The organism is Arthrobacter sp. KNU40, assembly GCF_051515115.1.
Classification (GTDB): Bacteria; Actinomycetota; Actinomycetes; order Actinomycetales; family Micrococcaceae; genus Arthrobacter.
The window spans coordinates 2,431,359-2,457,028 of record NZ_CP195850.1; the positions used below are offsets into that span (position 1 = coordinate 2,431,359).

Here is a 25,670-nt window from a genome sequence, read left to right on the forward strand (position 1 = left end):
GTGCTTACCGGCCCTGCCGTGCCTCGGCGTACTGCTGGATCTGGTCCACGGTGTCCAGGAACCAGTAATCACCCCACATGACGGATTCGTCGACGCCCAGGTCCTTGCCTTCGTGGTAGCTGCCGTGCTTGAGTACGCCTTCCCAGCCCTCGCCCGGACTGGCCAGGAAGTCGTCCGCGCTCAGGCGTTGCAGGATGTTCACTGCGTAGTCGGCATAGATTCCGGCTTTGGTGCGGTCCTGGACGAGGCCTGCGAGCTGCCAGAAACCGCCTGCCGCCGCGGCCGCTGCAGAGGTCTCGTAGGGGCGGACGGGGTTGGGTTCTTCCCAGTCGTTCGGCGGCACGAGACGGTCGCCGGTCTTCTCAAGGTAGAAGTCGGCTGCGGCGATGGCGGTTTCGAGGAAGCGACGGTCGCCCGTGAAGCGGTAAACGGTACCGAAACCATAGAGGGCCCAGGCCTGCCCGCGTGCCCAGGAGCCGTCGTCGGAGTAGCCCTGTTGGGTGGTCTGCTTCAGGAACGCGCCGGTTTCGACGTCGAACATGCCTTCGTGTGAAGCGGAACCGTCGCCGCGCATCAGGAAGCGCCGGGTGGTAAGGCAGTGGTCCACGGCTTTGCGGGCCATGTCCTGGTCCCCGGTTTGCTGGGCGGCGTAGAGGGCCATGTGGATGTTCATCATGATGTCGATGAACAGACTGTCAGGTTGGCGGAAGCTGGGCATGTACTTTCCGGCTTCACGGTAGCGGCTTGCGGTGGTGCGGCCGGCCTCGACCACGACGTCGCGCTTGGTGGTGTCACCGGTTGCTTCGAACCAGCGACGGTACGTGGACCAGAACAGGAATCCGAGGTCGTGGACGGTGTCATCGCTCTTTCGTTCTTCGATGAGTTCGGAGTAGTGCTCCGCGGCGGCGCGGAAGCGTGGCTGGTCTGCTTCGTCGGCGCGGCGGGAGAGCATCCAGAGCTGGCCGCCAAGGAAGCCCTCGCACCAGTTGGTCCAGGCTTCGCCGTCGACGACCCATTTGCCTTCCTCGGTGTACAGCGGGAACCGGTCAGGGTGCGCGGTGATGAGTCCGGTCAGTTTGGCTGAGGCGGTTTTCCAGGCTTTGGAGGCGGCTTCGGCGAAGCCCGCCGGGACTTCATAGCCCGTCGGGAGCGTGAGCGGCAGGATGGCGGGCAGCACAGCGGGTGCGTGTGCCGGTGCGGTGGTTGTGGTGGCAGTCATGTTCGTTTCCTTTGGAGGGTTCTGGGGGTCAGGCGCGGGGAGCGTCGGGGGCGTCGACCCACCGGGTGTGCCGGGTGCCGACCTGCAACTGGATGGTCTTGAGTTCGCTGAATTCGGCGAGGGCCTGGCGGCCAAGCTCACGGCCGATGCCGCTTTGGCCGTATCCGCCGAACGGCACTTCGGGGTAGCCGTCCATCCAGCGGTTGACCCAGACGGTGCCGGCGCGCAGGTCTCGGGCAGCGGTGAGGGCCTCGTTGATGTCGTTGCTCCAAATCCCCGCGGACAGCCCGAACGATGTCGAGTTCGCGATGCCGATCGCTTCTTCGAGGGTGTCGTAGGGCAGTACGGACAGGACGGGACCGAAGATTTCGTCGGTGGCGATGGACATCTGTGCCGTGACGTCCGTGAAGACGGTGGGCTGGTAGAAGCGGCCGTCCAGGCCGGTGTCGAGGCGGCCGCCGCCGGTGAGCAGGTGGGCGCCGGATGCACGGCCCTCGGCCACATAGCGTTCGACGACGGCGAGCTGGGTGTCGTTGACGAGGGAGCCTACCAGGGTGTCGGACTTGAGCGGATCGCCCACGCGCATGTGCTGTGCCCGTTCGACGACTGCGGCGGCGAACTCGTCGGCGATGGAGCGGTGCACAATGAGGCGGCTGCCGGAGTTGCAGCACTGGCCCACGTTGAAGTAGCCACCGAACACCCCGGCGTCCACTGCGGCCGTGAAGTCGGCGTTGGGCGTGATGATCTGCGGGTTCTTCCCGCCCAGTTCGAGTTCGACCTTCTTCAGGTCCCGGCCGGCCGTGGCGGCGATGCTCTTGCCGACACCGGTTGAGCCTGTGAAGCTGACCATGTCGATGCCGGGGTGTTCGGCGATGGCCGAACCCACCACGCGGTCGCCGGTGACGATGTTCACGACGCCTGCGGGGAAGCCGGCTTCGCGGATGAGGCGGCCCAGCATCACGGTGGTGGCGGAGGTGCTTTCGCTGGGCTTGATGACGGCGGTGTTTCCGGCGGCGAGGGCGAACGGGAGCTTCTGGCTGATGATCAGCAGCGGGAAGTTCCATGGCGTGATCATCCCGACGACGCCGATCGGTTCGTGGACCACGAGCGCCAGGGTGTCGGGCCCCAGGGTGTTGTGGGCGTCGCCCTGTGTGTTCCGGGCCAGGCTGGCGGCGTATTCCCACAACTCGGCCGTGCCGGCGACTTCGTTGCGGGACTGGGTGATGGGCTTGCCGGTTTCGAGGGTTTCCGCCAATGCCAGTTCTTCCGCGTCGCGGCGGACAAGGTCGGCGACTTTCAGCAGCAGTTTGGAGCGCTCGGATCCGCTGGACTTCCGCCAGCCGCCCTCCAGCGCCTTTCGTGCGGCGAGAACGGCACGGTCGACGTCGTCTTTTCCGCCTTGGGGGAATGAGGTCACCTCGACCTCGTGTGCCGGGCTCAGCCGTGTGAAGGTTTCGCCGCTGCGGGCCTGGACGTCTTCACCGTCGATGATCATCGGGCGGTAGGTGGGCTCGACGTCGTCGAGCGTGTAGTTCCTGGTTTCCATTTCGGGTGTCCTTAGAAGATGTTGTGGGTTGCCGGCTGGTAGTGTCAGTTGTCCGTGAAGTGCGCGGCGCGCTTTTCCCGGAAGGCTGCGACACCCTCGGCCAGGTCGTCGGTGGCGGCCGCGAGGCCGCCGGCCAGGGCTTCGAGCACGCGGGACGGAGCGCCGTCGGCAGCCGCGTCGATGAGTTGCTTGCCCAGTTGCACGGCCAGCGGGGCTCCGCCAAGCAAGTCATCGCTGAGCTTTGCGACGGCCTTTTCAAGCTCCGCTTGGGGCGCGACGGCGGTGGCCAGGCCCCAGCCGACGGCTTCCTCACCGGAGAGTTGCCTGCGGGTCAGGACAAGTTCCTTGGCCCGTGCCCGGCCCACCAGCTCCGTGGCGCGTTCAGTGCCACCCCAGCCGGGTACGGTGCCGAGTCCGGTTTCGGGAAGGGCAACGCGTGCCTCGGCAGCGATAATGCGGAAGTCGCAGGCGAGGGCCAGTTCCAGCCCGCCGCCGAACGCGAGGCCGTCGACGACGGCGATACTGGGCTGGCGGAGTCCGGCGAGGGCATCGAAGGCCCGGTGGCCGGTGGCGATCCAGTCCCGCCACATGCCGGCGGCGGAGAGATCGGCGAAGTGGTTGATGTCCGCGCCCACGCAGAAGACCTTTTGACCGCCAGTGCGCACGATGACGAGCCGGGCCGTGGAGGCGGCGACTTCGCGGGTTGCCGCGGCGAGGGCCTCCAAAAGGCCCAGGGTAAGTGCGTTGAGCTTGGCCGAGCGGTCGATCAGGATCGTTGCGGTGTGGCCATCCGCGGAGTACTCCACGGTCACCTGTTCGATGGCTTCTTTGGTGGCCGGTGCTGTTTCGGTGCTCATGGCTGCTCCTTTCGCTGGCCACCGAGCTCGCCGGCCAAGTGCTCGGCGGCGCGCATGACGATAGCCCAGATGGTCAGGGTGGGGTTGATGCCGGGGCAGCTGGGGAACGCCGCACCGGAGTACATGTAGAGGTTGGGGGTGTCGTGGACCGCGAGGTGCTCGTCCAGGACCGAACCGGCAGGGTCGTGGCCGAAGCGGGCACCGCCGAGGTCGTGGCTGGAGCCAACCCCGGTGAAGTAGGGGCCTTGCCAGGTCTTGGTTGCTCCCATGTCTTTCAGGAGTCCGGTTGCACGGTCTGCCATCCAGGCGGCCAGACGGCGCTCATTCTCGCGCAGCCTGTACGTCACCCGGACCAAAGGCATGCCGAGTCCGGAGGAGTCCCGGTGCCGTGGGTCGATTTCCAGGCGGTGCGAGGCGTAGGGCAGGGCGTCGGGTTGGATGCGGATGACCCCCTGCTGGGACCAGAGCTTCAAATGGTCACGGTAGCCGGCGCCCCACCGGCGGACGTCCCCGGGGAGGGTTTCGCGCGCGATCTGAAGGGGCAGGGCCTGCTGTTCGGCGCCGAGGGTGGCACCGCCGATGAAGCCATGGTCCAGGGACCTGAATTCGGGGGAGAGGTAGTCGTCCAGGACCACGCCCTGGGCGGCAGGGCCGGTGTGGCGGTTGAATTCGGTACCCGGGAAGAGGGCGTCCACGTGGCCGAACATCTTGGTCATGTAATGCAGGCCCAGTTGGCCGGTGTTGTTGCCGAGGCCGTTTTCGTGGCCGGAATCGGCCGAAAGGTACATCAGGCGCAGGTTTTCGTAGGTGTAGGCAGAGAGAATGACGGCCCGGGCGTACTGGCGGCGGACCCTGCCCAGGGGATCGACCCACTCGACGCCGCGGGCGGCACCTGACTCATCCATGATGATCCGGGTGACACGGGAGTGGGTGCGCAGCTCGAACTTGCCGGTGGCGATGGCGGCAGGCACCGGGCCAAGGCCCGGGTGCCAGCGGTCGCCGCGGAAGGAACCCAGCCCGTTGTTCCACGCACTGTAACCGGTGGCAGCCCGCCCGCCGTAGGACTCGGTGGTGAATCCGACGGGAACAGGGTGCGGGTGCAGTCCGGCCGCCTTGCTTGTCTCCGTGAACTTGTTCCCCAGGATGAACGGCCGGGTGGGCGGCAGCGGGAGGGGCTTGCTGCGCCGGACGAACGGGTTGGATTCGTCGCCGGCGATGCCGATCAGGTGTTCGAGTTTCGTGTAGAAGGGTTCCAGGTCTTGGTAGCTGACGGGCCAGTCGGCCAGGGTGCAGTCCTCGGGCAGCGCTTCGGGTCCGTAGAGGCCGTCGTAGTGGCTCTTGGGGGCGAACTGCCAGGGGTGGAAGCGGCGCAGCCAGGATCCGTAGTGTCCTGCGGAGCCGCCGACGCCGTTGACCATCCGGCCCAGGGAGAAGGTGGCTTCGCGGCTGTCTTCGTCTTCCGCGGTTTCGCGCCAGCGGGGGGTCTCCTGCTGGAACTTCGGTCCCAGGCCGCCGCGCGTGTAGTAGGCGTGTTCGAGTTCGTCGGGGAGGAATTCGTCCAGGGGACGGAACGGTCCGGCTTCCAGGCCCACCACGCTCAGGCCGGCCTCGGCGAAGACCTGGGCGCTCAGCCCGCCCATGGCCCCGACGCCGACGAGCAGAACGTCGACCTCGTCCGTCATCTGCGGGTTGACAGCCTTTTCGTAGCCGAGCTGCTTGAGCTTGTGCCCTTCGGTGTCGCGGGGGATTTCCTGCATGGCATCGGCAAGGGTCTTGATCACTCCACCTTTGGTCACATGCTCGGTGCTGAGGTTTTCCTCGGCGGAGTTTTCCAACCAGACGCCGGGGTGCTTGAGGAACTTCCAGCCGACACCGTCCTTGTTTCCACCGTGGGCAGGATCCGCGAACAGGCCTTCCTGCAAGTGGGCGACGACGAGGCCGAAGAGCTCCTGCTGTTCCTTCGCAGGAAGCTGATCGGTCAGCTCGCCTTGTTCGAGCAAGACCAGCACATCGGTGCGTTCATCCAGTGTGAGCGCGGCGAAGTTCCGGCCGTGCTTGTCCTCTGCATACCGGTCCAAGGCACCAAAGAGCCATTGGTACCGGGGCAGTTCCTTCCGTCCGTAGCCTTCCAGGGTCAGATCCAGGTAGGTGGTGACTCCGGCGTCGCGGACGTCGGGGCTTTCCCCGTCGGTAGGGAACATAGCTTCGAACAGCGCGTCGGCAAGTTCGGTTTCGTAGGGGGTAAGAATGCGGAAGCTTTTCATCGCGGGAGTCCTTTCAAGTGTTTCGGCCGTGCGTCAGTGCGCGGCCAGTGAAGGGGAGCGCTGTTCGATCCGCTCGTGCAGCGGCAGCGTCGGGAGGTGGATGCCGACCGGTGCGTCGGCGAAGAGGGCGAGGTCCATGGTCCGTAGATTGTCGGAGACGATCAGCGGGAACTCGCTGCGGTCCAGGACGTCTTTTTGGAGGTCCACGCCGGGGGCGATTTCGGTGACGACGAGTCCCTTGCCGGTGAGCTCCAGCACTGCGCGCTCGGTGATGTATTTGACCTTCTGGCCGCGCGCCAAGGCACGGGGTCCCGAGAAGGTGACCGCCGAAACGTCGTTGACGAGCTTGGTGAAGGGACCATCGGTGCGGATGTCCAAGCCGTTCCCGCCGGCCACGATGTCGCGGCGTCCGGCGGTGAAGGCGCCCATGAAGATGATCTCGGGAGCCGAGGAGGTGATGTCGGCGAAGCCGCCGACGCCCGCGGTGACGTGGCGCTTCTTAGGCAAGTGGTGGACGTTGACATTGCCGAGCCGGTCGATCTCCAAGAAGGACAGCAACGAGCGGTGGAAGCCGCCGCCTTGCAGGAGGGTGAATTGGTCGATGCTGGGCATGATCGCGTCAGGGTTCTGGGCGCATCCGAACGCGAAGTCCAGCAGGGGGATGCCGCCCACGGCGCCCTGTTCGATGACCCAGCTGACTTCCCGTCCCTGGTCTTCTTCGACGAGGATGTGCGGGACGAGGGCGGAGACGCCGAAGCCGAGGTTGACGATCTCGCCAGCCCTGAGTTCCTGGGCGGCGCGACGTGCGGTGATCTTCTCGATAGAGAAGGCGACGTGGGGGAGCGAGCTCAGGGGCCTACGCAGTTGCCCCGAGATGGCGGGGTCGTTGGCTGTCAGGGTGGTCTGGAGCTGGTCCTCGGCGATGACAATGGCGTCCACGAGGATGCCGGGAACTTTGACATGCTGCGGGTGCAGGCTTCCTGCCTCGGCCAGGCGCTTGACCTGGGCGATAACGACGCCACCGTTGTTGTGGGACGCGTAAGCCAGATCCAGGGCCCCAAGGGGTGATCCTTCGTCTTCGAAGGTCAGGTTGCCGTATTCATCGGCGGTGGTGGCGCGGATGATGGCGACGTCGGGGATGACCGAGGGGAAGAACAGCCATTCCTGCCCGGCGACGGTGGCGGTTTCGACGTGGCTCGCCGGGGTGGTGTTGTTCATCCGTCCGCCTTGGAGTCGGGGGTCGATGAAGGTGTCCAGTCCGACTTGCGTAAAGACGCCGGGCTGCTTTGCGGCGGCGGTGCGGTGCATCTGGTAAATGACGCCCGAGGGGAAGTTGTAGGCCTCCACTTCCTCGCTCTCGATCATCTGCCAGATCAAGGGCGGCTCCGCGCTGGAGGGCCCCGAGGGGTAAGACCCGGCAATGACTTTGCGCAGCAGTCCGGGGCGGGCGATGTGGTCGATGCCCTTCACTCCGTACATGTCGCCCGCGGCGATCGGGTGCACAGACGTGAGGTTCGTCGGGTGGGAGGTTTCCTCGAACCGCTGGCCGATCCCGGCCAGGACACTGTCCGGGCACCCGAGGGCGCTGGAGGAACTGACGGTGATGACGTCGTCGTCGTTGATGAGCTCCGCTGCTTCGCGGGCCGTGAGGATCTGTACCTTCTGCATGGTGTTCTTTCTGGGGTCTTAGTTGATGTGGACGGTGCGTCCGGTGCTTGCGGATTCCTGGGCTGCGAGAGCGACTGTCAGGGCCAGCAGCCCGTCCTTGCCGCTCGCCGTCGGGATGCCCGTGCCCTCGACAGCGGACGTGAAGGCACGCAGGTTGATGACATAAAGATCCTCGGAGCAGTCGACGTCGATGGTTTGGCTTCCTGACTTGGTGTTCAGGATCAGCTGGCCTTCGGTCTCCTGTGTCATGGCGTCGGTGACAATGAGGGTGCCGTCGGTGCCGTGGACTTCCAGGGAAGTCTTCGCGTAACCGACGGTGAAGGAATCATGGGTCTGGGCCAGGACGGGAGGCTGGCCGTCCCGCTCGTACCGGATCACGGTCATGGCGGCGTCTTCCTGGCCGCCCGTGTTCCAGGCTGCTTGCTGGACGGCGACGGCGCTGACCGACACCGGAGTGCCGAGCAGCGGGTTGAGGACCGAGGCGTCGTGGCAGGTGATGTCCAGGATCACTCCGCTTCCGGGGGTGCCTTGCCCGAGCCGCCAACCGCGAAGGCGTTCCGGCAGGAGGACGGCATGGGCAACCTTTGCCGACAGGACGGAACCGATAGTTCCGGCGCTCACGAGCTCGCGGACTTTCGCGTGCAGCGGACTGCCTGGCAGGTGGTGGTTCGCAGCCAGGACCAGGTCCTGTTGCTCCGCCAAATCCACCATCGCCGTTGCCTCGTCCACGTTCAGGGCCAGTGGTTTCTCGCACAGCACGTGCTTGCCGGCCCGAAGTGCCTTGGTGGCCTGGTCGAAATGCTTGTCATTGGTGGAGGAAATGTAGACCGCGTCAATGTCCCAGCCCAGGAGCTCGTCCAGAGCGGTGGTGACATTGGGCAGTCCGTGGCTGGCCGCTAAGTCCCGCGCCCGGTCTCCGGATCCGCTGTAGATCCCGACGGCGTCGCCTCCACTTGCGCGGATGGCGCCGATGACCCGGGTCGCAGCGATGTCGCTGGCGCCGATGAGGCCCCATTTCAGTGCTGGCATTGCTTTCTCCTTAAGTTCTAGGTCGCCATTGGGCGGTGGAAGCGCGGATCTTCAGCGCCGGTTCGATGAGGGATCGTTGGGGATCCAGCGAAGAGTCCCTTATGCGGTTCAACAGCATCTCCGCTGCTTTGCGGGCGATGAGTTCCGGGTAGGTGGCCACGGAAGTCAGCGGCGGGAGCAGCAGTTCGGCCATGGCGATGTCGTCGAAGCTCGCCACGGACACGTCCCGTCCCGGTTCCAGGTTCCGCCGGCGCAGCTCGGCATAGATCCCGAGCGCCACCGCGTCGCTGTAGGCGATGATGCAGTCCGGCCAGATCCCCTGGTCAAGCACCCGGGCCACGCCCTCGGACCCGCCGGCAGCATTGTTCGTGGTGGTAGCGGCGGACAACGATGCGTCGAAAGCCAAGCTGCTTCCCGCAAAGCCGGTTTCCAGGCCCTGGATCCGTTCGGTACGCGCCGAAGAATGTTCAGGGCCCCCAATCAGCACCGCCGACGCGGCGCCGAGGGAGGACACGTGCCTGGCCAGCTGCTGCCCGGCAGCAACGTTGTCCGGGCCGACGTAGTCCATTTCTTCGGAAAAGTAGCGCGCCAGCTGCAGGACCGGCACTGAGGAGCGGTCAACGATCTGGCAGACCGGGGCCAGCTCGGTTCCCTCAGCGGGCAGTAGAAAGATTCCATCGACTTGTTGCTGGACCATCGTCTCGAGCTGGGTGGCTTGCCGTTCGACGTCATCCCGGCTGTAGCCGACCAGCAGGGTGTAGCCGGCTTCATGCGCGGCTTCCTCGATGGTCATGGTGAGCCCGGCAAAGTAGGGGTTGCGGATGTCCGTCACGATCAGTCCGAGAGTCATGGACTGGCTGCGGCGCATGTTGGCCGCGTGCCGGTTATAGACGTAGCCCAGCTCTGCCATCGCCAGCCGGACGCGGTCCGAGGTCGCTTCCGGAATGCGGGAACTCCCCCTCAGCACCAGCGAAGCGGTAGATCGAGATACTCCAGCCGCTCGGCTGACATCGTTCAGGGTCACTTTATTCATCAATCCGCACCTCCTTTCGTGCTTGGTCTCACATTTCTATCACGTTTCTATGTGCAACGATAGATCGATCTACTGAAAATCTACCGCCGATAATCTGCACAAATTCGCGGTGGACGGTGTCCTACCATCATCGGAATCCGCCGACCTAGGTCGCCGTGCGCGACTTGCGAACAAAAGTATTGCATCGATCTACTTAAATATGTAACCTGAACCACAACGCAGGCTGAAGCCGGCCTTGTCCGGCGTCTGACAACCCAAAGGAGAGTAGTCATGCGTTCTTCCAACAAACTCAAGATTTCACTGGCCGCAACGGCGGCGGCAAGCCTCATCGCCGTCACCGGATGCGCCGCCAACACTCCCGCCGGAAGCTCGAGCGGGGCCGGCACCGACAAACTTGAGATCACGTCCTGGTGGACCTCCGGTTCAGAGGCGGACGCGCTCAATGTGCTCATTGACGGGGTGAAAAAGGCCTCGCCTGGCCTTTCTGTCGACAACGCCGCAGTGTCCGGCGGCGGCGGATCCAACGCAAGGCAGGCACTGGCGGCACGGCTTCAGGCCGGCAGCCCGCCTGACACGTGGCAAGTGCACCCGGCAGGACAGCTGAAGAGCTACGTCGATGGGGGCCAGGCCGCAGACCTGACGGCGCTGTGGACTGAGGGGAGCTGGGCTTCCCAGATGCCCAAGGACGTCGCCGAAGCACAACAGGTCAACGGCAAGTACTACACGGTCCCCATCGGGGTCCACCGCGGCAATGTTCTATGGACCAACCCCTCAGTGCTCGCCAAGGCGAACGTCACAATCGACCCGGCCGCCGGCGTCGACGGCCTGATCAGCAGCCTCAAGCAGGTCCAAGCAACGGGTGTAACGCCGGTGTGCCTGGGGGACAAGGACATCTTCGCCTCCGCGGAACTGCTGGAGTCCCTCATCATGTCCAGGGCAGGCGCGGATAACTGGAAGAAACTCTTCACCAACCAGTACTCCTTCGACGCCCCCGAAGTGAAACAGGCGCTGGAAGACTACAAAACGATCCTCTCCCTGGCCAACAAGGACCACTCGGCCATCACCTGGGACGAGGCCGCCAAGAAGATGACCAACGGCTCCTGCGCCGTCAATCTCATGGGCGACTGGGCCTACGGAGAACTTCTCAACGCCGGCAAGAAGCCGGGGACGGACTTCACATGGGTGGTGTTCCCCGGGAAAGAAGACATCTTCGACTACGTCGGGGACGGGTTCTCCATCCCGGCCAGCAACATCCCGCACGCCGATGCGGCAAAGGAGTGGCTGAAGACCTTGATGGATCCAAAGATCCAGACAGCCTTCGCCTCCAAGAAGGGATCCATCCCAGCCCTGAGCACCGCTGACGTCTCCGGGCTGTCGCCATACCAGCAATCCGCCGCCAAGAGCTTCAAGTCCGCGGCAGTGGTCTCCTCCCTGGCACACGCGCAAGCAGCCCCGGCTGAATTCGCCCAGACCTATGCCGACGCCGTCTCCACCTTCAACGGCAGCGGCAACGTCGCCGCCTTCACCGCCAGCATGACGCAGGCGCAGAAGAGCCAGCTGAAGTAGCCGGCACTCCAACCACGTCGTAACGGGTGTGGCTGCGGGCCTCCGCAGCCACGCCCCCGGACAGGATCAGTTCACACATGACAACCTCAACAGCACGGCCCCCATCGCCGGTAAGCCCCTCACCCCGGTCCAAGAAACAGGTACCCCACAACGTCAAGACGTCCCGACGAGCCGCTTGGATCTTCGCTCCCAGCCTCCTGGTCAGCTTCGTCTTCGTCTACGTCTTCATCGGCATTACCGTCTACATCTCCCTTTCGAACTGGAAGATCGGCACAAGTCCCGATCTGAGCATCCGCCAGCCATTCGGAGGGACCTACGGTGAGATCGTCCAGGAACAGCGCTTCCAGGCCGATATCCGCAACGTCGTGATCTTCACAATCGTCTTCCTGGTCCTGGCCATCCTCGGCGGACTGGTTGCAGCCCTCTTCATCCACCACGTCGCGGTAGGCAAAGGCCTGTTCCGGACGGTCTTCCTCCTGCCCTATGCCTTGTCCTTCATCGTTACCGGTGTCGCCTGGCGCTGGATCTTCTCGCCCTCCACCGGGATCAACGAAATCCTGCGGAACATGGGGATCCAGAATCCCCGTGGCTGGACAACCGACACCACCGTCCTCGGTGCCCTGAATGACCCCACCGGCACCGACTTCCTGAAGGTCCAGTTCGGTATTCCCGTCGCCCTGCTGCCCATCATCTTCGCCGCCGCCTGGCAGCTCGTCGGTTTCGCCATGGCCATGTACCTGGCCGGCCTTGCCTCCATCCCGGAGGAACACCTGGAAGCCGCAAGCGTCGACGGCGCCAACACCTGGCAACGCCTGCGCCACATCGTCCTTCCCCAGCTGTGGCCCTCGACCATCACCTGCTTCGTGCTCCTGCTCCACGTGGCGTTGAAGATCTTCGACCTCGTCATCGCGATGTCAGGCTCCGGCCCCGGATTCGTCACCGATGTCCCCGGCATCTACATCTACAACTACCTCACCAGCCGCTACGACAAAGCCTCAGCGATGGCGATCATCCTGCTCCTGCTGACGCTCGTGGTGATCGTCCCCTACCTCATCCGCGGCTACCGGAAAGAGCGGAAGGCATAGAAATGGCCGTCGAAACACTTCAACCGACCACGCACGGCCCAACCAACTCCTCACGCCGGCGTTTGGCTCCCGGTAGGCGCAAGCCCCGTTCGTGGAAAATCCCCAAGACCCCCGGTGGCTGGATCGTCCTCGCAGTCTGCGCCGTAGCCACCCTCGGCATGTTCATGCCGGTATATGTCATCATCTCCACGGCATTGTCAGGAAGCAGCGGAGCACCTAACTTCTTCCTCGCATTCCCCGACGCGCCCAGCCTGGACGCCTTCAAAGGGGCGTGGACGAAGCTTCACGGATCCCTGATCAATTCACTCCAGATCACCGTCCCGGCGGCATTGATTTCGTGCCTGCTCGGTTCAATCAACGGATACATCCTGTCCAAGTTTCCGTTCAAAGGGTCCAACGCCCTTTTCACGGTCCTGCTGGTGGGGATGTTCATCCCGTTCCAGGCCGTCATCATCCCGGTCTTCCAGTTCCTGAACATGCTGCACCTCCAAGGCAGCATCGCCGGCCTGATCGTGGTCCACATCATCTACGGCATCCCGATCACCACGCTGATCTTCCGCAATTACTACGAAGGTATCCCCAGCGCCATCATCGAGGCGGCAGCCATCGACGGTGCCGGGATCTGGAAGACCTACTTCCGGGTGATGCTCCCGCTGTCCGTTCCCGGGTTCGTTGTCGCAGGAATCTTCCAGTGCACCAACATCTGGAACGACTTCCTCTTCGGCTTCATCCTGGCCTCCCCGGCCGCTTGGCCGGCCACCGTCACGCTGAACAACCTCATCGGCACGACAACTGTCAATTACTCCGAGCTGATGGCCGGCGCCGTACTGGTCGCCGCACCCACTGTCCTGCTCTACCTCGTCCTGGGCAGGTTCTTCGTCAGCGGCCTCACCGCCGGAGCCGTCAAATGACAGCGATTGATGTCTTGTGCGTCGGCGAAACCATGGCCGTCGTCACCCCTGCGAAAGCCGAACCACTACGCGAAGCCGAGGAATGCCTGCTTGGTTTCGGGGGAGCGGAGTCCAACGTCGCCGCCCACTTGGCTGAATTCGGCTACCGTGCAGGCTGGGCCAGCCGCCTCGGAGAAGATCCGTTTGGGGATCGCATCGCCGAGGGCCTGGCCGCCCGAGGAGTGGATGTCAGCAGGATAATCCGTGACCCGGCGTCCAGCACGGGAGTGTATTTCAAAGACCCGGATCTTGGGCACGGAGCCCGCACCCTCTATTACAGGGCAGGTTCCGCGGCCTCCCGCATGGCGCCGGAGGATTCCCGCGACTGGTTCCTCGAGCAGACAGGCTGGATCCACACCAGCGGCATCAACCCAGCCCTCTCGAGCAGCTGCTCGAAACTCACCGAGCATCTTCTCAACAAGGCCCAGTCCGCAGGGTACAAGGTGTCCTTCGACGTCAACTACCGCCCGGCATTATGGACCGTGGAGACGGCTGGACCCCGGCTTCTCGAGCTGGCCTCCATGGCTACAGTGGTCCTCGTCGGCCTCGACGAAGCCCAAACCCTGTGGGGCTGCTCCACCGCGGAAGACGTCTCGGCACTCCTTCCCGCGCCACGGCACCTGGTCATCAAGGACTCGGCAACCGAAGCCGTGGAATTCATCCGCGAACCAGGCAAGGACGAACTGGTCTTCCGTGTCCCCGCACACCGGGTGGACGTCGTCGAACCCGTCGGCGCCGGTGACGCGTTCGCCGCCGGCTACCTCGCCGGACTGCTCCGCGGAGACGAGCCGGTCGAGAGATTGGCCCTCGGCCACTCCTTCGCAGCGTGGACCCTGGGTACCCGCGCGGACTTCAGGCCCGGACATGGAACAAAGCCCCGAATATACCAGCCCCAGCAGACACCGGCAGCCGCCACCAAAGCCTGACCGCCGGAACCCGGCCCCCACTGGCACCACCTCCCAAGGAGAACACTTTGCTACACAAACACCCCAACAACTGGTTTGCCGATGACTTCTTCAAAGTCCCGGTGATCGCCGTGCTCCGCGGCCTCACCCCCGCAGAGGCGGTCAGGTCTGCCACGCGGGCCTGGGACGCCGGCGTCGAGCACGTCGAAGTCACCATCGAAACACCAGACGCGGTCCCGACGCTGGCCGCCGTCGCCAGCGAAGCCGCCGAAAGAGGGCTCGCCGTCGGCGCCGGAACCATCATCCGCCCCGAACAACTGGCCGCCGCCGCATCAGCCAACGCATCGTTCACCGTCTCGCCAGGCCTGGATGAAACGGTCCTCCAGGAAAGCATCCGACGCGGCCTCCCACACCTGCCCGGAGTGGCCACCCCCAGTGAGATACTCCGCGCGAAGGCCCTCGGCTTGACGTGGCTCAAGGCGTTCCCGGCCTCTCTGCTCGGACCCGAATGGATCAGGGCCATGAAAGGACCCTTCCCGGACATGCAGTTCGTCGCAACCGGAGGCATGAAAGCCGCGACAGCCGCTTCGTACCTCTCTGCGGGAGTCAGCGTCGTCGGGCTAAGCTCCGACTTCTCCTCCGACGCCGGTGCAGCGTCCGTGCGCGAACTCCTCGCATCCGTCTCAGACGCGAGCGCTCCACACTGAACCCATCGAACCGGGGGCCCAGCGAGGGTCCCGAACCGCCCGGTCGCGGGACTATCATCACATCAACGTCTCGTTGGCCGGGGGCCAGACATGCCAAGAACGGATACTGCCATGACTTCTGACAAGACGGACCGCCTTCAGGCGGTCCTGTGGGATATGGACGGCACGCTCGTGGACACGGAGCCCTACTGGCTGGCTGCACAAACAGAGCTCGCGCAAGAACACGGAATCACGTGGACCACCCACGACGCCCGGGCCACAGTCGGGCAGGCAATGCCCGTGACGGCGGCAATACTGAGGGAAAGCGGGGTGGCCCTCTCCGTCACGGAGATCATCGATGACCTCGTCGAACGCGTTGTCGCAAAACTGCAGGGCGGAATCCCTTGGCTTCCGGGGGCGGAACGGATCCTGGCCGAACTCGTCGCCCAGCACATTCCTTCCGCGCTGGTGACCATGGCCTTCAGCCCCGTCGCTACCCGCGTGGCCGCAGCCGCACCCATCGGAACCTTCCACGCAGTGGTCGCCGGAGATTCGGTCCCGCAAGGCAAACCCCACCCGGCCCCATACCTCGCCGCAGCAGACCTCCTGGGCGTTGACCCTGCGCACTGTGTCGCGGTGGAGGACTCAGTCAGTGGCACCACCAGCGCCCAGGCCGCGGGCATGGAAGTCGTAGTTGTGCCCGGGATCGTGCAGCCGCCACCCGGACCCGGGCGTCACTTCGTCGCGTCGCTCGAGGACCTTACAGTGGAGTGTCTTCGCGGCATTCTTGGTGATCCGGGCGCCGGCGACCTCCGGCCTGCATCCGAAGCCTGAACAAAACGCGCACCCCTCCGCGTGCGCGCCCACTGGCTCAACGCTACGCAACGTTCGATGGCCCTCGGGGATATGCGTGCAGTCGGTTGGCGAGGGCCGGTTGCTTCCCTAATACCGACGAGAAACCGCCGGCGATCTTGAGTAACGCACGGAATGCCGCTTAGCCGGCAAGAGACTTTCCGCTGGTCATTAGCGACTTTTCTGCTCGGGCGAGACAGCGTTGCTCGTCTTGGCACCTGCCGAGTGCGGCAAAACTATCTGCCGCCTCCCGAAACAGGGCGATGGCTTGATTCTCGTGACCCTCGGCGCGGCGCAGGATGGCTCGTGCTTCCCAGAGGGCGGCGTGCCATGGGCCGCCAGGCCACATGCCGGCGAGCTGTTCGGCTTTGGCAAGCCGACGACGTGCGGCGTCCAGCTTTCCTGCCAATGCAAAATTCCTCGATGCGGCGACTTGATAACCCATCGAGCACGGTGGACAGACGCTTCTACCGGCCAGGACGGCGTCAGCTCGCTCGATGATGTGGACTGCTTGCTCCGGAGTTCCGGCTGCCTCGGTAAGCACCTCGTACAAGCGAACAACGAGGTGCGGCTCAAGCCACGTGGACGCGGCGGCAGGCAAGGCGCGACTTGCTGCCCGAGCGGCCTCCGCCGGCCGATCCTGTGCGAGGTCAACCTCAGCCAGTCGTTGCAATGCGACGATCTCGCCGGCCCGGGCCCCGGCCTCCCGGTGCAGCTCGAACGCGGACTGGAGCAGGCTGCGCGCGTCGCCGAGTTCACCGGAGAACAGGGCCGCTTCGCCTAGCAACAGGTCCGCGATGGCCTGGCCACGCACCGAGCCTGCTCGCTCGGCAATCGTGCGCAGACGCGCTACTCGCCGCGCAATGTTCCGATACCCGTCCGGCCCACACAAGCAGAACTCAGCGAGGCACAACTGTGCGTCGAGAATGTAGCCGGAGCGCGCGGAGCCGTGTCGCGTGAATTCCACGAACTCGGCCTCGAACTCCTCGGGCCAGCGGTTCTGCATGTTCGCCGCGATCGCCAGCACCGCGCTGGCCTCGCCGATCTCGCGGTCCAGGTTCGCTTCCAAGGCCAGCTCGCGTGCACGCCGCGCGTATGACGTTGCTTCGATGGGGTCGCCGGTGTTTAGAGCGATGAGGGCTCTGGCCAGCGTGGCCCGCGCGCGATTCTCCGCACGACGGCTGTCCCCGGCGATGGCCTTCTCGTAGACCGAGACCGTAGCCGCTCCTGGGCCGACACCCAAGTCGGCCCGCAACTGCCGGCAGAGTCGCTCGAACTGGCGGATCGCGCCTTGGCGGTCGCCCGCGTCGAGTGCGCGAATCATGAGTGCACGGTGGGCGTCCTCGTCCGTTGGGTCAGCCAGTACCACGTCGTCCCACCGCGCTGCGGCCTTGAGTAGACGCAGATGCAGCGTGCGCAACCGATCGCGGCGATCCTCGGCCCATACCGCGAATCGATCATCAGGAAGCAGGTCCCCTCGATAAAGGGCGAGCGCCTCGGCAGCGCCGGCCGAGGCGGCGAGCGCGGCGCGCCCGACCGACTCGAATCGTTCCGCGTCGATTGAGATCTCGGCATCGGGAACCAACACCAGAAGGTCTCCGCGCGCCTGCACGGCCTCCGGCGATCCGAGGGCGGCCCGCGCGAAATGCATTGCCTTGCGTAGGTTCGAAGCAGCGGCTTGTGTCCTGAGATCGGGCCAGAGCAGGTCGGCGACGACGTCCCTGTGCAGCCGGTGCCCTTCGGCGAGCGCGAGGATCTTGACGAGCCCGGCCGCTTTGGTGCGTTTCCAGGCGTCCTCTGGAACCGTGCGGCCGTCAACCTCGACACGGAACGCGCCCAGCATGACGACGGCGCAGGTCTCCATGCCCTCATGGTATCCGGGGGAACGGTGGGGGAACAGGGTTGCGTTACCGTCAGAAATGACGGCGAGCCAATTGGCTCCGTCATCACATCACAACGCACAGGAGGACACGATGGGACTGCAACTCGGAGAGATCGCACCCGATTTCTCCGCCAAGACGACTGCTGGAGACATCCGCTTCCATGATTGGCTCGGAGACGCATGGGGAGTGCTGTTCTCGCACCCGAAAGACTTCACCCCGGTCTGCACAACCGAACTCGGGTACATGGCCAAGATCAAACCCGAGTTCGACAAGCGCGGAGTCAAGATCATCGGCCTCTCCGTGGACTCGACAGTCGATCACGAGCGGTGGAGCGCCGACATCGAAGAGACGCAGGGAACTCGCCTCAATTACCCCTTGATCGGCGACGAGGATTACACCGTGGCGAAGCTTTACGGCATGCTCCCGGCAGCCACGTCTGGGGACGCCAAGAGCCGTACGCCCGCGGACAACCAGACCGTCCGCAACGTGTTCGTCATTGGGCCGGACAAGAAGATTAAGCTGATCCTTGTCTACCCCATGACGACTGGACGCAACTTCGATGAAGTGCTTCGCGTAGTCGACTCACTTCAGCTCACTGCAAAGCACCGGGTCGCGACGCCGGTCAATTGGAAGCAAGGCGAGGACGTCATCATCGCCGGCTCCGTCCCGAACAGCGAGGCCCGGGAGATCTTTGGCGATTGGAAAGAGCCCAAGCCATACATTCGGGTCGTTCCGCAGCCCGTGTGATGGAACCTCGGACGATAGACGGTGACGGTCTGTCGAACCGCGAGCACGGCGGGTGGACCAGCGCCCGCTCGCCGTCGTGTTCGTGGCGGTCGGGGGGAGAAGGGGGTGACGGTATAGGGAATCGTTCTGGTGCGATGCCTTAGGAGATGGCGGCGCAGACGTCCACCGCTTGGCCGGAGGTCCTGAACCCGTTAGCCCGTAAGTTTCACCCGCCGCACCCGGGTAATGACGGTTGGGCAGGGCAGGGACCTGAGTACCGTGTGGGCAGTCGATCCCATGAGGAGGCGTTTGAAGCTGCCCTTTCCACGGCTTCCCAGCACCAGCAACCTGGCGTTGGCGGCGGCATCCGTGAGTGCTTCCGCCGGTTCGTTGTTGGACACCAGAACCTGATGGACAACCATATCGGGGTAGTTTTCGGCCAGACCGGCCACGGTCTCGGCGAGGACGATTCGTTCTTCTTCCAGGGTGGTCTCGGCAACGTCGGCCGCCGGCATGACGCGCTGAATGAGCGGCGGGGCGAGGACGGCGTGAACTACTGTCAGCTCCTCCTTGTCCCTGTCCGCTTCTTCGGCCGCGAAGGAAACCGCCTGCGTTGATTCTTCGGAACCGTCAGCGCCGACCACGATGCCGCGGCGCTCCGTCATGTCCTGCTCCCCGACTACTGCCACAGGGCACAGCGCGACGGCGGCGATTTGCAGCGCCCTGTCAGCCACGGGTCCTCCAGGCCAGTTATGCCCGGTTCCGATGACAACCATCGAGGCGCCTTTCGAGTGCTTCCTGAGCGCCTGCCCGGGGCTACCGGAGAACAGTAAAGTCTTTACCTGGACCGACGGCTCCAATTCGCCTGCATATGCTGCGGTTTTGCTCAGCAGCTCGTTTGCTGCGGATCTGACCACCTCGCTCGAACTGTCTGATTCGTCAAGCCATCGACTGTCGACCGCGTGAACGAGCAGCACCGGTAGTTTCCGTCGTGCCGCCCGGCCCATCGCCCAAGCCAACGAGGCCCGGCTCGCCCGGGTGTCAACGACGCCGACAACGATTGGTTTTTTCATGACTCTGTCCGCCTCCATGAAATGTGGCTCCCGCCGTCCGGGTGCTGTCCGCACCATTTTCTGCTCGTTCGGCCCGGCCCGGCAGGGCCGGAAGTCCCGCAAATGAAGCTTTTGCGGGCGCCGCGGCCAGTGACCGAACGCACTCGGGATCCCAACATCGTCACTCGCCCAAGAAGGGGCTTTGTGCCCTGTTCTGACAGGCCGGACTGCGCCTAGCATGCCGGTGTCGAATAAGTCCGCATGGAAGGGCTTGAATCATGTCCAGCTATCAGCCTCAGAATTTTCCCCCGGGTGGAGTCCCGCTTGAGCTGCCATACTATGGAGCCCCGCCGATCGAAGCCGTCAAACGATTCTGGAAGAAATACGCAATCTTCCACGGGCGGGCGAGCCGCAGTGAGTATTGGTGGTGGTTCCTCGCCTCAGCCGTCGTCTCAGGGGTCATCAATGCAGCCGGTGCGACAGCGAACGGCAACACCAGCACCTCGACGGCCCTTGGCGGCCTGTGGTTCCTGGCGACGATCGTGCCTTCGCTCGCCTTGGCTGCACGGCGCCTGCACGATGCGAATCTGAGTGCGCTCTTTTTGTTGCTCGCCCTGGTGCCTGTGCTCGGATGGATCGCGCTGCTTGTGTTTGTGCTGCTGCCAGCCAATCCCAGGGGGCAGCGCTTCGACCGACTGGTGCAGGCATATCCGCCGCCATATCCGCCGAACCCGCCGCAGCCGTATCCGCCTCAGGCTTGAGGCTCAGGCAATGTCGGAGGAGGCTAGGCTTCGGTTCGCATGTGTTCCCACTCATCGAGGAGCCCCGGCATCCGGGTCATGAGGAACCGGTAGAAGGCGCCCATGTCGGTGACCCTTGCCTTGGCCGCTGACCCTTCCGGGAGGCTTGACGCGGTGGAGTCGGCGAGGTCCGCGAGGCGCTTGTACACGGGGTTCTGCCGGAGGGAGGCGACGTACCACGCGTCGTCGGGGAGGGCGTAGCGGTCGCGGCGGCTTCCGGGCTGCGAGACCCGGTGCACGAAGCCGACGGTCTGCAGGTACCGCACGGCTCCGGAGACGGCGGCGGCGCTCGCGCCCAGTATCTCGGCGAGCTCGGCTGCGGTCAGGGAGCCGTCGTCGGAGACCACAAGGGCCATGAGGGCGCGGGCCGGCATCTTGGGGAAGCCCGCGGCCGTGAGTACAGCCGCGGATGTCTCGGCGGCGTCGGGCATGCGTTTGCTCCCTGGAACTGTCACGCCGTGCCTACCTCCCGGCTGCGCACGGCCACGAGCGAGAATGCCGTGAGGACTGCGGCAACGCCGAGCATCCAGAAGCCCCCGCTCCAGTCGGTCCCGATATTGGTGGTGACGGGGCTGTGGGTAAAGGGTGAGAGGTCCCGGAGGGTCTGGTCAAGGCCGAGCATGCCGCCGTAGATCCCGAGGACGACGCCGACGCCCAGAAGCGCCCACGCGGCAGGGATGGTGGCACGGGGCCAGACGACGAAAACGGCGGCGGGAAGTGCAAGGTAGATGAGTGCTGCTGGGACCTGGTCGACGGCAGTCTGCCACACATCGCCGACGGCGCTTGAGGTGTCTCCGAACGCAATGAGGGAGAGCCACGCTCCAAGGGCCGTGAACGCCATGACGAACACGACCGAGACGGCGCCGAGGCCGAGGAAGCTCCCGAGCCAGCGCATCCGGCTCACCGGCCCCGCCACGACCGCCTCGGCGGTTCCGGCTACCTCCTCCTGGCGCAGGCGGAGGATGGCCTGGAGGCCGCACACGGCGGCAAGTATTCCGGCTACCTCGAACAGTGCGGCGACGAGGAGCTGGGTCATTGATGTACCCTGTGCCTCGATCATGCCGCGAAGGACGGCCGTGATTTGGGGGTTGGAGGTGATTGAGGACTGGATCGCGGACCCGAGCGAGCCCGTGAGCAGGCCGGTCGCGAGGCCGCCGATGCACCAGCCGATGATCGCGCCTTGCTGCAAGCGCAGCGCGAGGGAGAAGCTCCCTCGCAGCCAGGGTCTGGCGTCGGCGCGTCCGGATCGCCCGGCGAGCACGCTCGCCCCGACGTCCCGGCGCGCCATGATTGCTACGACGGAGACGGTGCACGCCGCCCATAGTGCGAGGGGAAGGAGCAATGGCCACCATCGGTTGCCTGTGTAGGCGAAGGTTTGTTGGCCCCAGCCAATGGGGGAGATCCAGCTCGGCCATGCGGCCGTCACAGTCGTCCCGTCGGGACCAACCTGTCCGGTGGCGTCGCCGAAGCCGCGCAGCAGGTACGCGAGCATCACGAGAGCGGACGAGATGCCGTTGGCCCCCCGTGATGTGCTGAAGAACTCGGAGGCCAGCAGGCCGACGCCGAGGAAGGCGAAGCCCACGGCGCCCGTAGCGAAGCCTGCCACAAGCGAGCCGGCCGGGTCGAGCCCTCCGGCCGCGAAGCCGAGTGCCGTAGCGACGGCCACGAGCACGTTGGCCACCGCGCCGTGAAGGACAGTTGCGCCGAGCGGGGCCCACCGTCCGGCTGCCGTCGCGGACACGAGCTCGGCCCGGCCTGACTCCTCTTCTGCCCGGGTGTGCCGGACGGCCATGAATGTATTCATGAGTCCGGCAAGGACGCCCAGGAATGCGAAGATTTCGAAAAACGTGAACGAATCGAGCGCCGGACCGCGGGGGAGGCCGCGCAGCACAAGGATCGCGGGAGCCGCGGTCGCGAGCTGAAGCACCTGTGCGCGCGTCGCGTCGTCGCCGAAGGTCTTCGCTATGGCCGCGACGGCGAATAGTGCGAGCACTCCGATCGAGAGGACCCAGACAATGACCTGCCAGCGGTCGCGGCGTAACCGCTGCCGGTACAGGATCCACAGTGCGCCCATCTCAGGCTCCCGCCGCGGCGCGGTGGCGCCTATGGTGGCTGCCGCCGTCGTCCGCTGCCTGCAGGGCAGGCGGGGTGACCGTGTCGCCGTAGTGGCGCAGGAAGAGTTCTTCGAGCGACGGCGGAGCGATGAGCAGGCCTTTGACCCCGAGGCTGCCCAGAAGCGGCAGGACCTCGTGGACGCGATCGGAATCGGCGCCGAACTTGACGCGCCCGTCGGCCACGGTGAGATCGTGGACCTGCGACAGCGTGTCCAGTGCGTGGGTGTCAACACTGTCCTGGGCGAACGAGATTTCCGTGCGGGTGAGGTGGCGCAGTGCGTCGAGTGTGCCGCCGTCGACGATCCGGCCGGCGCGGATGATGCTTACGCGGTCGGCGAGCTGCTCGACTTCGGAGAGGATGTGGCTTGAGAGCAGGACTGTGGCGCCGTTCTCGCGCACGATCCGCCGGATCTCGCGCGTGAAGACTGCCTCCATGAGCGGGTCAAGACCGCTCGTCGGCTCGTCGAGGAGATACAACTCAGCGTCCATGACGAGGGCGGAGATGAGCGCGACCTTCTGGCGGTTTCCTTTCGAGTAGGCGCGGCCCTTCTTGCCCGGGTCGAAGTCGAAGAGTTCGCAGAGGTGATGCTTGCGCTCCTTGTAGGTGACTTGGCCCACAGAGCTGCCACGGAGGCGGGAGAGGAGGTCGATGGCCTCGCCGCCAGAGAGGTTGGGCCAGAGGCTCACGTCTCCCGGGATGCTCGCGACGCGCCGGTGGAGTTCGACGGCGTCTGCCCAGGGATGCATGCCGAGGACTGTCGCGCTGCCCGACGACGGCCGGGCCAGGCCGAGAAGGATGCGTAGCGTGGTGGTCTTCCCCGCGCCATTCGGCCCGAGGAAGCCGTGGATCTCGCCTTCGTGGACCTCAAGGTCGAGGCCGTCGAGCGCTTTGACGCGCCCGAAGTTCTTGTGCAGGTCGACAGTCTGAATGACGGTGTCCATAACCACAAACGTACGGAGTTTTCACAAAGTATTGAATGGTCGAAAGGCCCTTGTGCTCCGGTGCAGTTCGTGCGTTGGCCTAGCGGTGCTTGTAGTAGTCCCTCCAGATCAGGCGGTGCACGGGTATGCGGCGGGGCAACGACCTGAGTCCGGGGATTAAGGGCACGAAGGTCAGGAGGAGTGTCAGGATCACCATGGAGAAGACGACGAGGACATCTGCGTTCGGCGCTGATTTGAAGGGTTCCACTTGGTAGAGGCCCGAGAAGAGCCACAGCCATGACTGGCCGGGGTAGTTGCCGGTTTCATTCATCATGCCCCACTGGTCGCCGGTCAGATGCTGGGCATCGGCGAGGCCAGGGAAGTAGCTGCCGTCGCCGAGGAACAAGATGCTGGCTTTGTAATCGGTGTTGTAGAACGAACCTCTTGCGCTCAGGACCGGATCAAGAGTCCCTTGCTGCGCCATGGCCAGAAGGGCTCCGGTGAGGGCCGGTACCGGGCCGTAGTCGCCGGGCGGAACCTTCGCCGGGTCGTTGTCCGGGGCTTTGCCGAGCGCGTCCCCGTACGCGGTGGTCCAGGCAGCGTGCTGGGCGTCGCTTGCCTTCGTCCATTCGTCGATCGCCGCCGGAGGCGCCGGTAAGGTTTGGAGTGGACCGATGACGAAGTCGTTGGCGGTGTCGATCGGAAGCCGTACGCCCGAAAGACTCTGCAGGTCGACCGGGCCGAGCCTTTGAGTGGCATCGGGCGTCGAATTGTACGGCGGTCCATACCCTGCGGTGCGGCTCGTGCCCCCGAGTTCCGTGGTGGCTGTCGCAACGAAGTCCGCGGGGTCGGCCATGGCCCAGGACTTCAGGGTCACACTCGGCTCGTCCGGCGAGCTGAAAACCGCCGAGAGTCCCAGGACAAGCAGGCAAACAACCACCAGCCCCGCAGCAAGTTCCTTGAACAGGTCGTATTCGCGCGTCGCGCCGGGCCATGGCCTGCTGGCGATGTCGTTTCTTGCGCGCCACGAGGTTGACGCCAGGGACTTTGTCACTTCGTGTCCTCGCTCTCGACAGCCGCATTTGGCGCCGCTGGGCGCAGCTGGGCGTCAGATTCCGCAGCCTCCAACGGGGGCACTACACCGTGCATCCGCACGAGAACAACATGGAGGGCGACGACGACGGCGACGGCCAGCGGGAGGAGCGTGATGTGCCACATGAGTATCTGGCCCAGATCGGCGACGTTGAACCACGCCCCCACACCGACGGCATTGAGGGCGTCTTTGGCTTGGAAGGCAATCCACTGCGAGTCGAAATTGGTCTGAAGCAGATAGCCGGTAAAGGCAGTCACGATCGAGACGACAAACGCGACCATCCCGGTGATCCAGGTCAGCACGCGCCCGCCCCGCCATGCAGCCATCCAGAATTTGCCCCAGAGGTGGATCACCATGAACATGAAGAACAGTTCAACGCTCCACAGATGGGTGCTGTTGATGAAACGCCCAAAGGCCGAGGCATGGAACCACGTGGGTCCGTTCAAGGCCAGCACGGCGCCGGAAGCGAGGACGTAGACGAACGCGGCAACGGCGCCCATGCCGAAGACGTAAATCCAGGACGACACGTAACTCGGCTGGCCTTCTGGAAGCAGCTTGTCCGGCGGTAGTCGGCGCAACGCCCAGCCTCGGGCCTTTCCTGTCCAGGTGGAGAATCGTGGTTCACCGTCGTCGGCAGTCGAAACCGGGCCGTGGTCCGCGGTCATTTCCGTTTCCTTCCGCGCGGAAATGGAATCACCAACGCGAGAATGAATAGCACGACCATCGTGGCAATGACCACCAGATTGCCGAATTGGATCAGGAAGTCACCCCACTGGAAATAGATTCCGGTATCCGCCTGTTTTATTCCGAGCATCACGGCCTCTTTCGATGAAAGCGAACCTTCTATGGGAAGCCTTCCTATGAATGACGCTACAAGCTTGCCGGTCAGTAGACACGGGTCCAAGGACCCTATTGGATGACGCCGGCCGCGCGCATGCTGGAATGGCTTGGAATGCCGACCATCGAAAGGACCCACCATGTCACCGGATACCGCAAACCCCGTGGAAGTCCTGAACGAAGAAGAATGCTGGAATATCCTTTTGGGTGCTACGTTGGGGCGGTTGGCACTAAGCATCGCCAACGAACCGGAGATCTATCCGATCAACTTCGTCGCCCACGACGGAAAAATCCTCCTCCGCACGAATCCCGGGGAGAAGCTGTTCGCACTCACGATCAATGACAAAGTTGCGTTGGAGACCGACGGGGTCGGTAGCCAATCCGTCTGGAGCGTCGTGGTCAAAGGCAACGCACGGCAGCTTGAGTCCGGTGCCGAGATTGAAGCGGCCGAAAGGATTCCCCGCCAGCAATTGACCTCTACAAAGAAGCGGGTTTTCGTTGAGATCGTCCCGACGTCAATCACCGGGAGGCGCATTCACCGGGGACCGGAGAACGACGAGTTGGCCCCTGGCGACCTGTACTGA

General features: G+C 64.6%; 23 protein-coding genes. 9 read left to right on the forward strand and 14 right to left on the reverse strand.

Features of this window, described 5'->3' with window-relative positions:
* Window positions 1–4: 4 nt before the first annotated feature.
* Genes ACSKT0_RS11160 through ACSKT0_RS11190 form a run of 7 tightly spaced genes read right to left on the reverse strand, consistent with a single transcriptional unit; the run spans window position 5 to window position 9,616 of the window.
* Window positions 5–1,219, reverse strand: coding sequence for a glycoside hydrolase family 88 protein (locus tag ACSKT0_RS11160; protein ID WP_437773566.1), 1,215 nt, complete (start codon window positions 1,217–1,219; stop codon window positions 5–7).
* Window positions 1,220–1,247: 28 nt separating this feature from the next.
* On the reverse strand, window positions 1,248–2,765 hold the full coding sequence (locus ACSKT0_RS11165; RefSeq protein ID WP_437773567.1) for an aldehyde dehydrogenase family protein: 1,518 nt from the start codon (window positions 2,763–2,765) through the stop codon (window positions 1,248–1,250).
* 44 nt (window positions 2,766–2,809) lie between these two features.
* Window positions 2,810–3,622 (reverse strand): enoyl-CoA hydratase/isomerase family protein, encoded by an 813-nt coding sequence (locus ACSKT0_RS11170; protein ID WP_437773568.1) that lies wholly within the window; start codon window positions 3,620–3,622, stop codon window positions 2,810–2,812.
* Complete coding sequence (locus ACSKT0_RS11175; RefSeq protein WP_437773806.1) at window positions 3,619–5,886, reverse strand: gluconate 2-dehydrogenase subunit 3 family protein; 2,268 nt, start codon at window positions 5,884–5,886, stop codon at window positions 3,619–3,621. Before ACSKT0_RS11175 ends, ACSKT0_RS11170 begins: the two co-directional genes overlap by 4 nt.
* A 33-nt stretch (window positions 5,887–5,919) precedes the next feature.
* Window positions 5,920–7,554 carry an acyl CoA:acetate/3-ketoacid CoA transferase gene (locus ACSKT0_RS11180; RefSeq protein WP_437773807.1) on the reverse strand — a complete coding sequence of 545 codons (1,635 nt, stop codon included), beginning with the start codon at window positions 7,552–7,554 and terminating at the stop codon, window positions 5,920–5,922.
* A gap of 18 nt (window positions 7,555–7,572) precedes the next feature.
* Window positions 7,573–8,583 carry a Gfo/Idh/MocA family protein gene (locus tag ACSKT0_RS11185; RefSeq protein WP_437773571.1) on the reverse strand — a complete coding sequence of 337 codons (1,011 nt, stop codon included), beginning with the start codon at window positions 8,581–8,583 and terminating at the stop codon, window positions 7,573–7,575.
* A 10-nt stretch (window positions 8,584–8,593) separates the two neighbouring features.
* Window positions 8,594–9,616: a LacI family DNA-binding transcriptional regulator gene (locus ACSKT0_RS11190; RefSeq protein WP_437773808.1), complete on the reverse strand. Its 1,023-nt coding sequence runs from the start codon at window positions 9,614–9,616 to the stop codon at window positions 8,594–8,596.
* Window positions 9,617–9,886: 270 nt separating this feature from the next.
* On the opposite strand from ACSKT0_RS11190, the gene ACSKT0_RS11195 reads away from it, so the two are divergent.
* From ACSKT0_RS11195 to ACSKT0_RS11220, 6 genes are all read left to right on the forward strand, one after another.
* On the forward strand, window positions 9,887–11,182 hold the full coding sequence (locus tag ACSKT0_RS11195) for an ABC transporter substrate-binding protein (RefSeq protein ID WP_437773573.1): 1,296 nt from the start codon (window positions 9,887–9,889) through the stop codon (window positions 11,180–11,182).
* Window positions 11,183–11,259: 77 nt separating this feature from the next.
* The gene (locus ACSKT0_RS11200; protein ID WP_437773574.1) at window positions 11,260–12,267 is read left to right on the forward strand and encodes a carbohydrate ABC transporter permease; all 1,008 of its coding nucleotides are present in this window, start codon (window positions 11,260–11,262) and stop codon (window positions 12,265–12,267) included.
* A 2-nt stretch (window positions 12,268–12,269) separates the two neighbouring features.
* Window positions 12,270–13,178 carry a carbohydrate ABC transporter permease gene (locus ACSKT0_RS11205; protein ID WP_437773575.1) on the forward strand — a complete coding sequence of 303 codons (909 nt, stop codon included), beginning with the start codon at window positions 12,270–12,272 and terminating at the stop codon, window positions 13,176–13,178.
* Window positions 13,175–14,143 carry a sugar kinase gene (locus tag ACSKT0_RS11210; protein ID WP_437773809.1) on the forward strand — a complete coding sequence of 323 codons (969 nt, stop codon included), beginning with the start codon at window positions 13,175–13,177 and terminating at the stop codon, window positions 14,141–14,143. The genes ACSKT0_RS11205 and ACSKT0_RS11210 overlap by 4 nt, the downstream gene beginning before the upstream one ends.
* Window positions 14,144–14,190: 47 nt before the next feature.
* Complete coding sequence (locus tag ACSKT0_RS11215) at window positions 14,191–14,829, forward strand: bifunctional 4-hydroxy-2-oxoglutarate aldolase/2-dehydro-3-deoxy-phosphogluconate aldolase (protein ID WP_437773810.1); 639 nt, start codon at window positions 14,191–14,193, stop codon at window positions 14,827–14,829.
* A gap of 111 nt (window positions 14,830–14,940) precedes the next feature.
* Window positions 14,941–15,642 carry an HAD family hydrolase gene (locus ACSKT0_RS11220; protein ID WP_437773811.1) on the forward strand — a complete coding sequence of 234 codons (702 nt, stop codon included), beginning with the start codon at window positions 14,941–14,943 and terminating at the stop codon, window positions 15,640–15,642.
* Between the two features lie 160 nt (window positions 15,643–15,802).
* Here ACSKT0_RS11220 and ACSKT0_RS11225 read toward each other — a convergent pair whose 3' ends face one another.
* The gene (locus ACSKT0_RS11225; protein ID WP_437773812.1) at window positions 15,803–17,524 is read right to left on the reverse strand and encodes an AfsR/SARP family transcriptional regulator; all 1,722 of its coding nucleotides are present in this window, start codon (window positions 17,522–17,524) and stop codon (window positions 15,803–15,805) included.
* 109 nt (window positions 17,525–17,633) lie between these two features.
* On the opposite strand from ACSKT0_RS11225, the gene ACSKT0_RS11230 reads away from it, so the two are divergent.
* Window positions 17,634–18,290, forward strand: coding sequence for a peroxiredoxin (locus ACSKT0_RS11230; RefSeq protein WP_437773813.1), 657 nt, complete (start codon window positions 17,634–17,636; stop codon window positions 18,288–18,290).
* A gap of 191 nt (window positions 18,291–18,481) precedes the next feature.
* Here the strand turns inward: ACSKT0_RS11230 and ACSKT0_RS11235 are convergent, their stop codons facing one another.
* Window positions 18,482–19,342 (reverse strand): universal stress protein, encoded by an 861-nt coding sequence (locus tag ACSKT0_RS11235; RefSeq protein WP_437773814.1) that lies wholly within the window; start codon window positions 19,340–19,342, stop codon window positions 18,482–18,484.
* 257 nt (window positions 19,343–19,599) lie between these two features.
* Here ACSKT0_RS11235 and ACSKT0_RS11240 point away from each other — a divergent pair, with 257 nt between their 5' ends.
* The gene (locus ACSKT0_RS11240; protein ID WP_437773815.1) at window positions 19,600–20,082 is read left to right on the forward strand and encodes a DUF805 domain-containing protein; all 483 of its coding nucleotides are present in this window, start codon (window positions 19,600–19,602) and stop codon (window positions 20,080–20,082) included.
* A gap of 23 nt (window positions 20,083–20,105) precedes the next feature.
* On the opposite strand, the gene ACSKT0_RS11245 is transcribed toward ACSKT0_RS11240, so the two are convergent.
* The 5 genes from ACSKT0_RS11245 to ACSKT0_RS11265 all read right to left on the reverse strand — a co-directional run bounded on the left by ACSKT0_RS11245 (window position 20,106) and on the right by ACSKT0_RS11265 (window position 24,914).
* Window positions 20,106–20,576, reverse strand: a complete 471-nt coding sequence (locus ACSKT0_RS11245; RefSeq protein WP_437773816.1) for a GbsR/MarR family transcriptional regulator — start codon at window positions 20,574–20,576, stop codon at window positions 20,106–20,108.
* Window positions 20,573–22,195, reverse strand: a complete 1,623-nt coding sequence (locus tag ACSKT0_RS11250) for an ABC transporter permease (protein WP_437773817.1) — start codon at window positions 22,193–22,195, stop codon at window positions 20,573–20,575. Before ACSKT0_RS11250 ends, ACSKT0_RS11245 begins: the two co-directional genes overlap by 4 nt.
* 1 nt (window position 22,196) lies before the next feature.
* Window positions 22,197–23,177, reverse strand: coding sequence for an ABC transporter ATP-binding protein (locus ACSKT0_RS11255; RefSeq protein WP_437773818.1), 981 nt, complete (start codon window positions 23,175–23,177; stop codon window positions 22,197–22,199).
* Between the two features lie 79 nt (window positions 23,178–23,256).
* Window positions 23,257–24,210, reverse strand: coding sequence for a hypothetical protein (locus ACSKT0_RS11260; RefSeq protein WP_437773819.1), 954 nt, complete (start codon window positions 24,208–24,210; stop codon window positions 23,257–23,259).
* Window positions 24,207–24,914, reverse strand: a complete 708-nt coding sequence (locus ACSKT0_RS11265; protein WP_437773820.1) for a cytochrome b N-terminal domain-containing protein — start codon at window positions 24,912–24,914, stop codon at window positions 24,207–24,209. The genes ACSKT0_RS11260 and ACSKT0_RS11265 overlap by 4 nt, the downstream gene beginning before the upstream one ends.
* Window positions 24,915–25,226: 312 nt before the next feature.
* On the opposite strand from ACSKT0_RS11265, the gene ACSKT0_RS11270 reads away from it, so the two are divergent.
* Window positions 25,227–25,670 (forward strand): pyridoxamine 5'-phosphate oxidase family protein, encoded by a 444-nt coding sequence (locus ACSKT0_RS11270; protein ID WP_437773821.1) that lies wholly within the window; start codon window positions 25,227–25,229, stop codon window positions 25,668–25,670.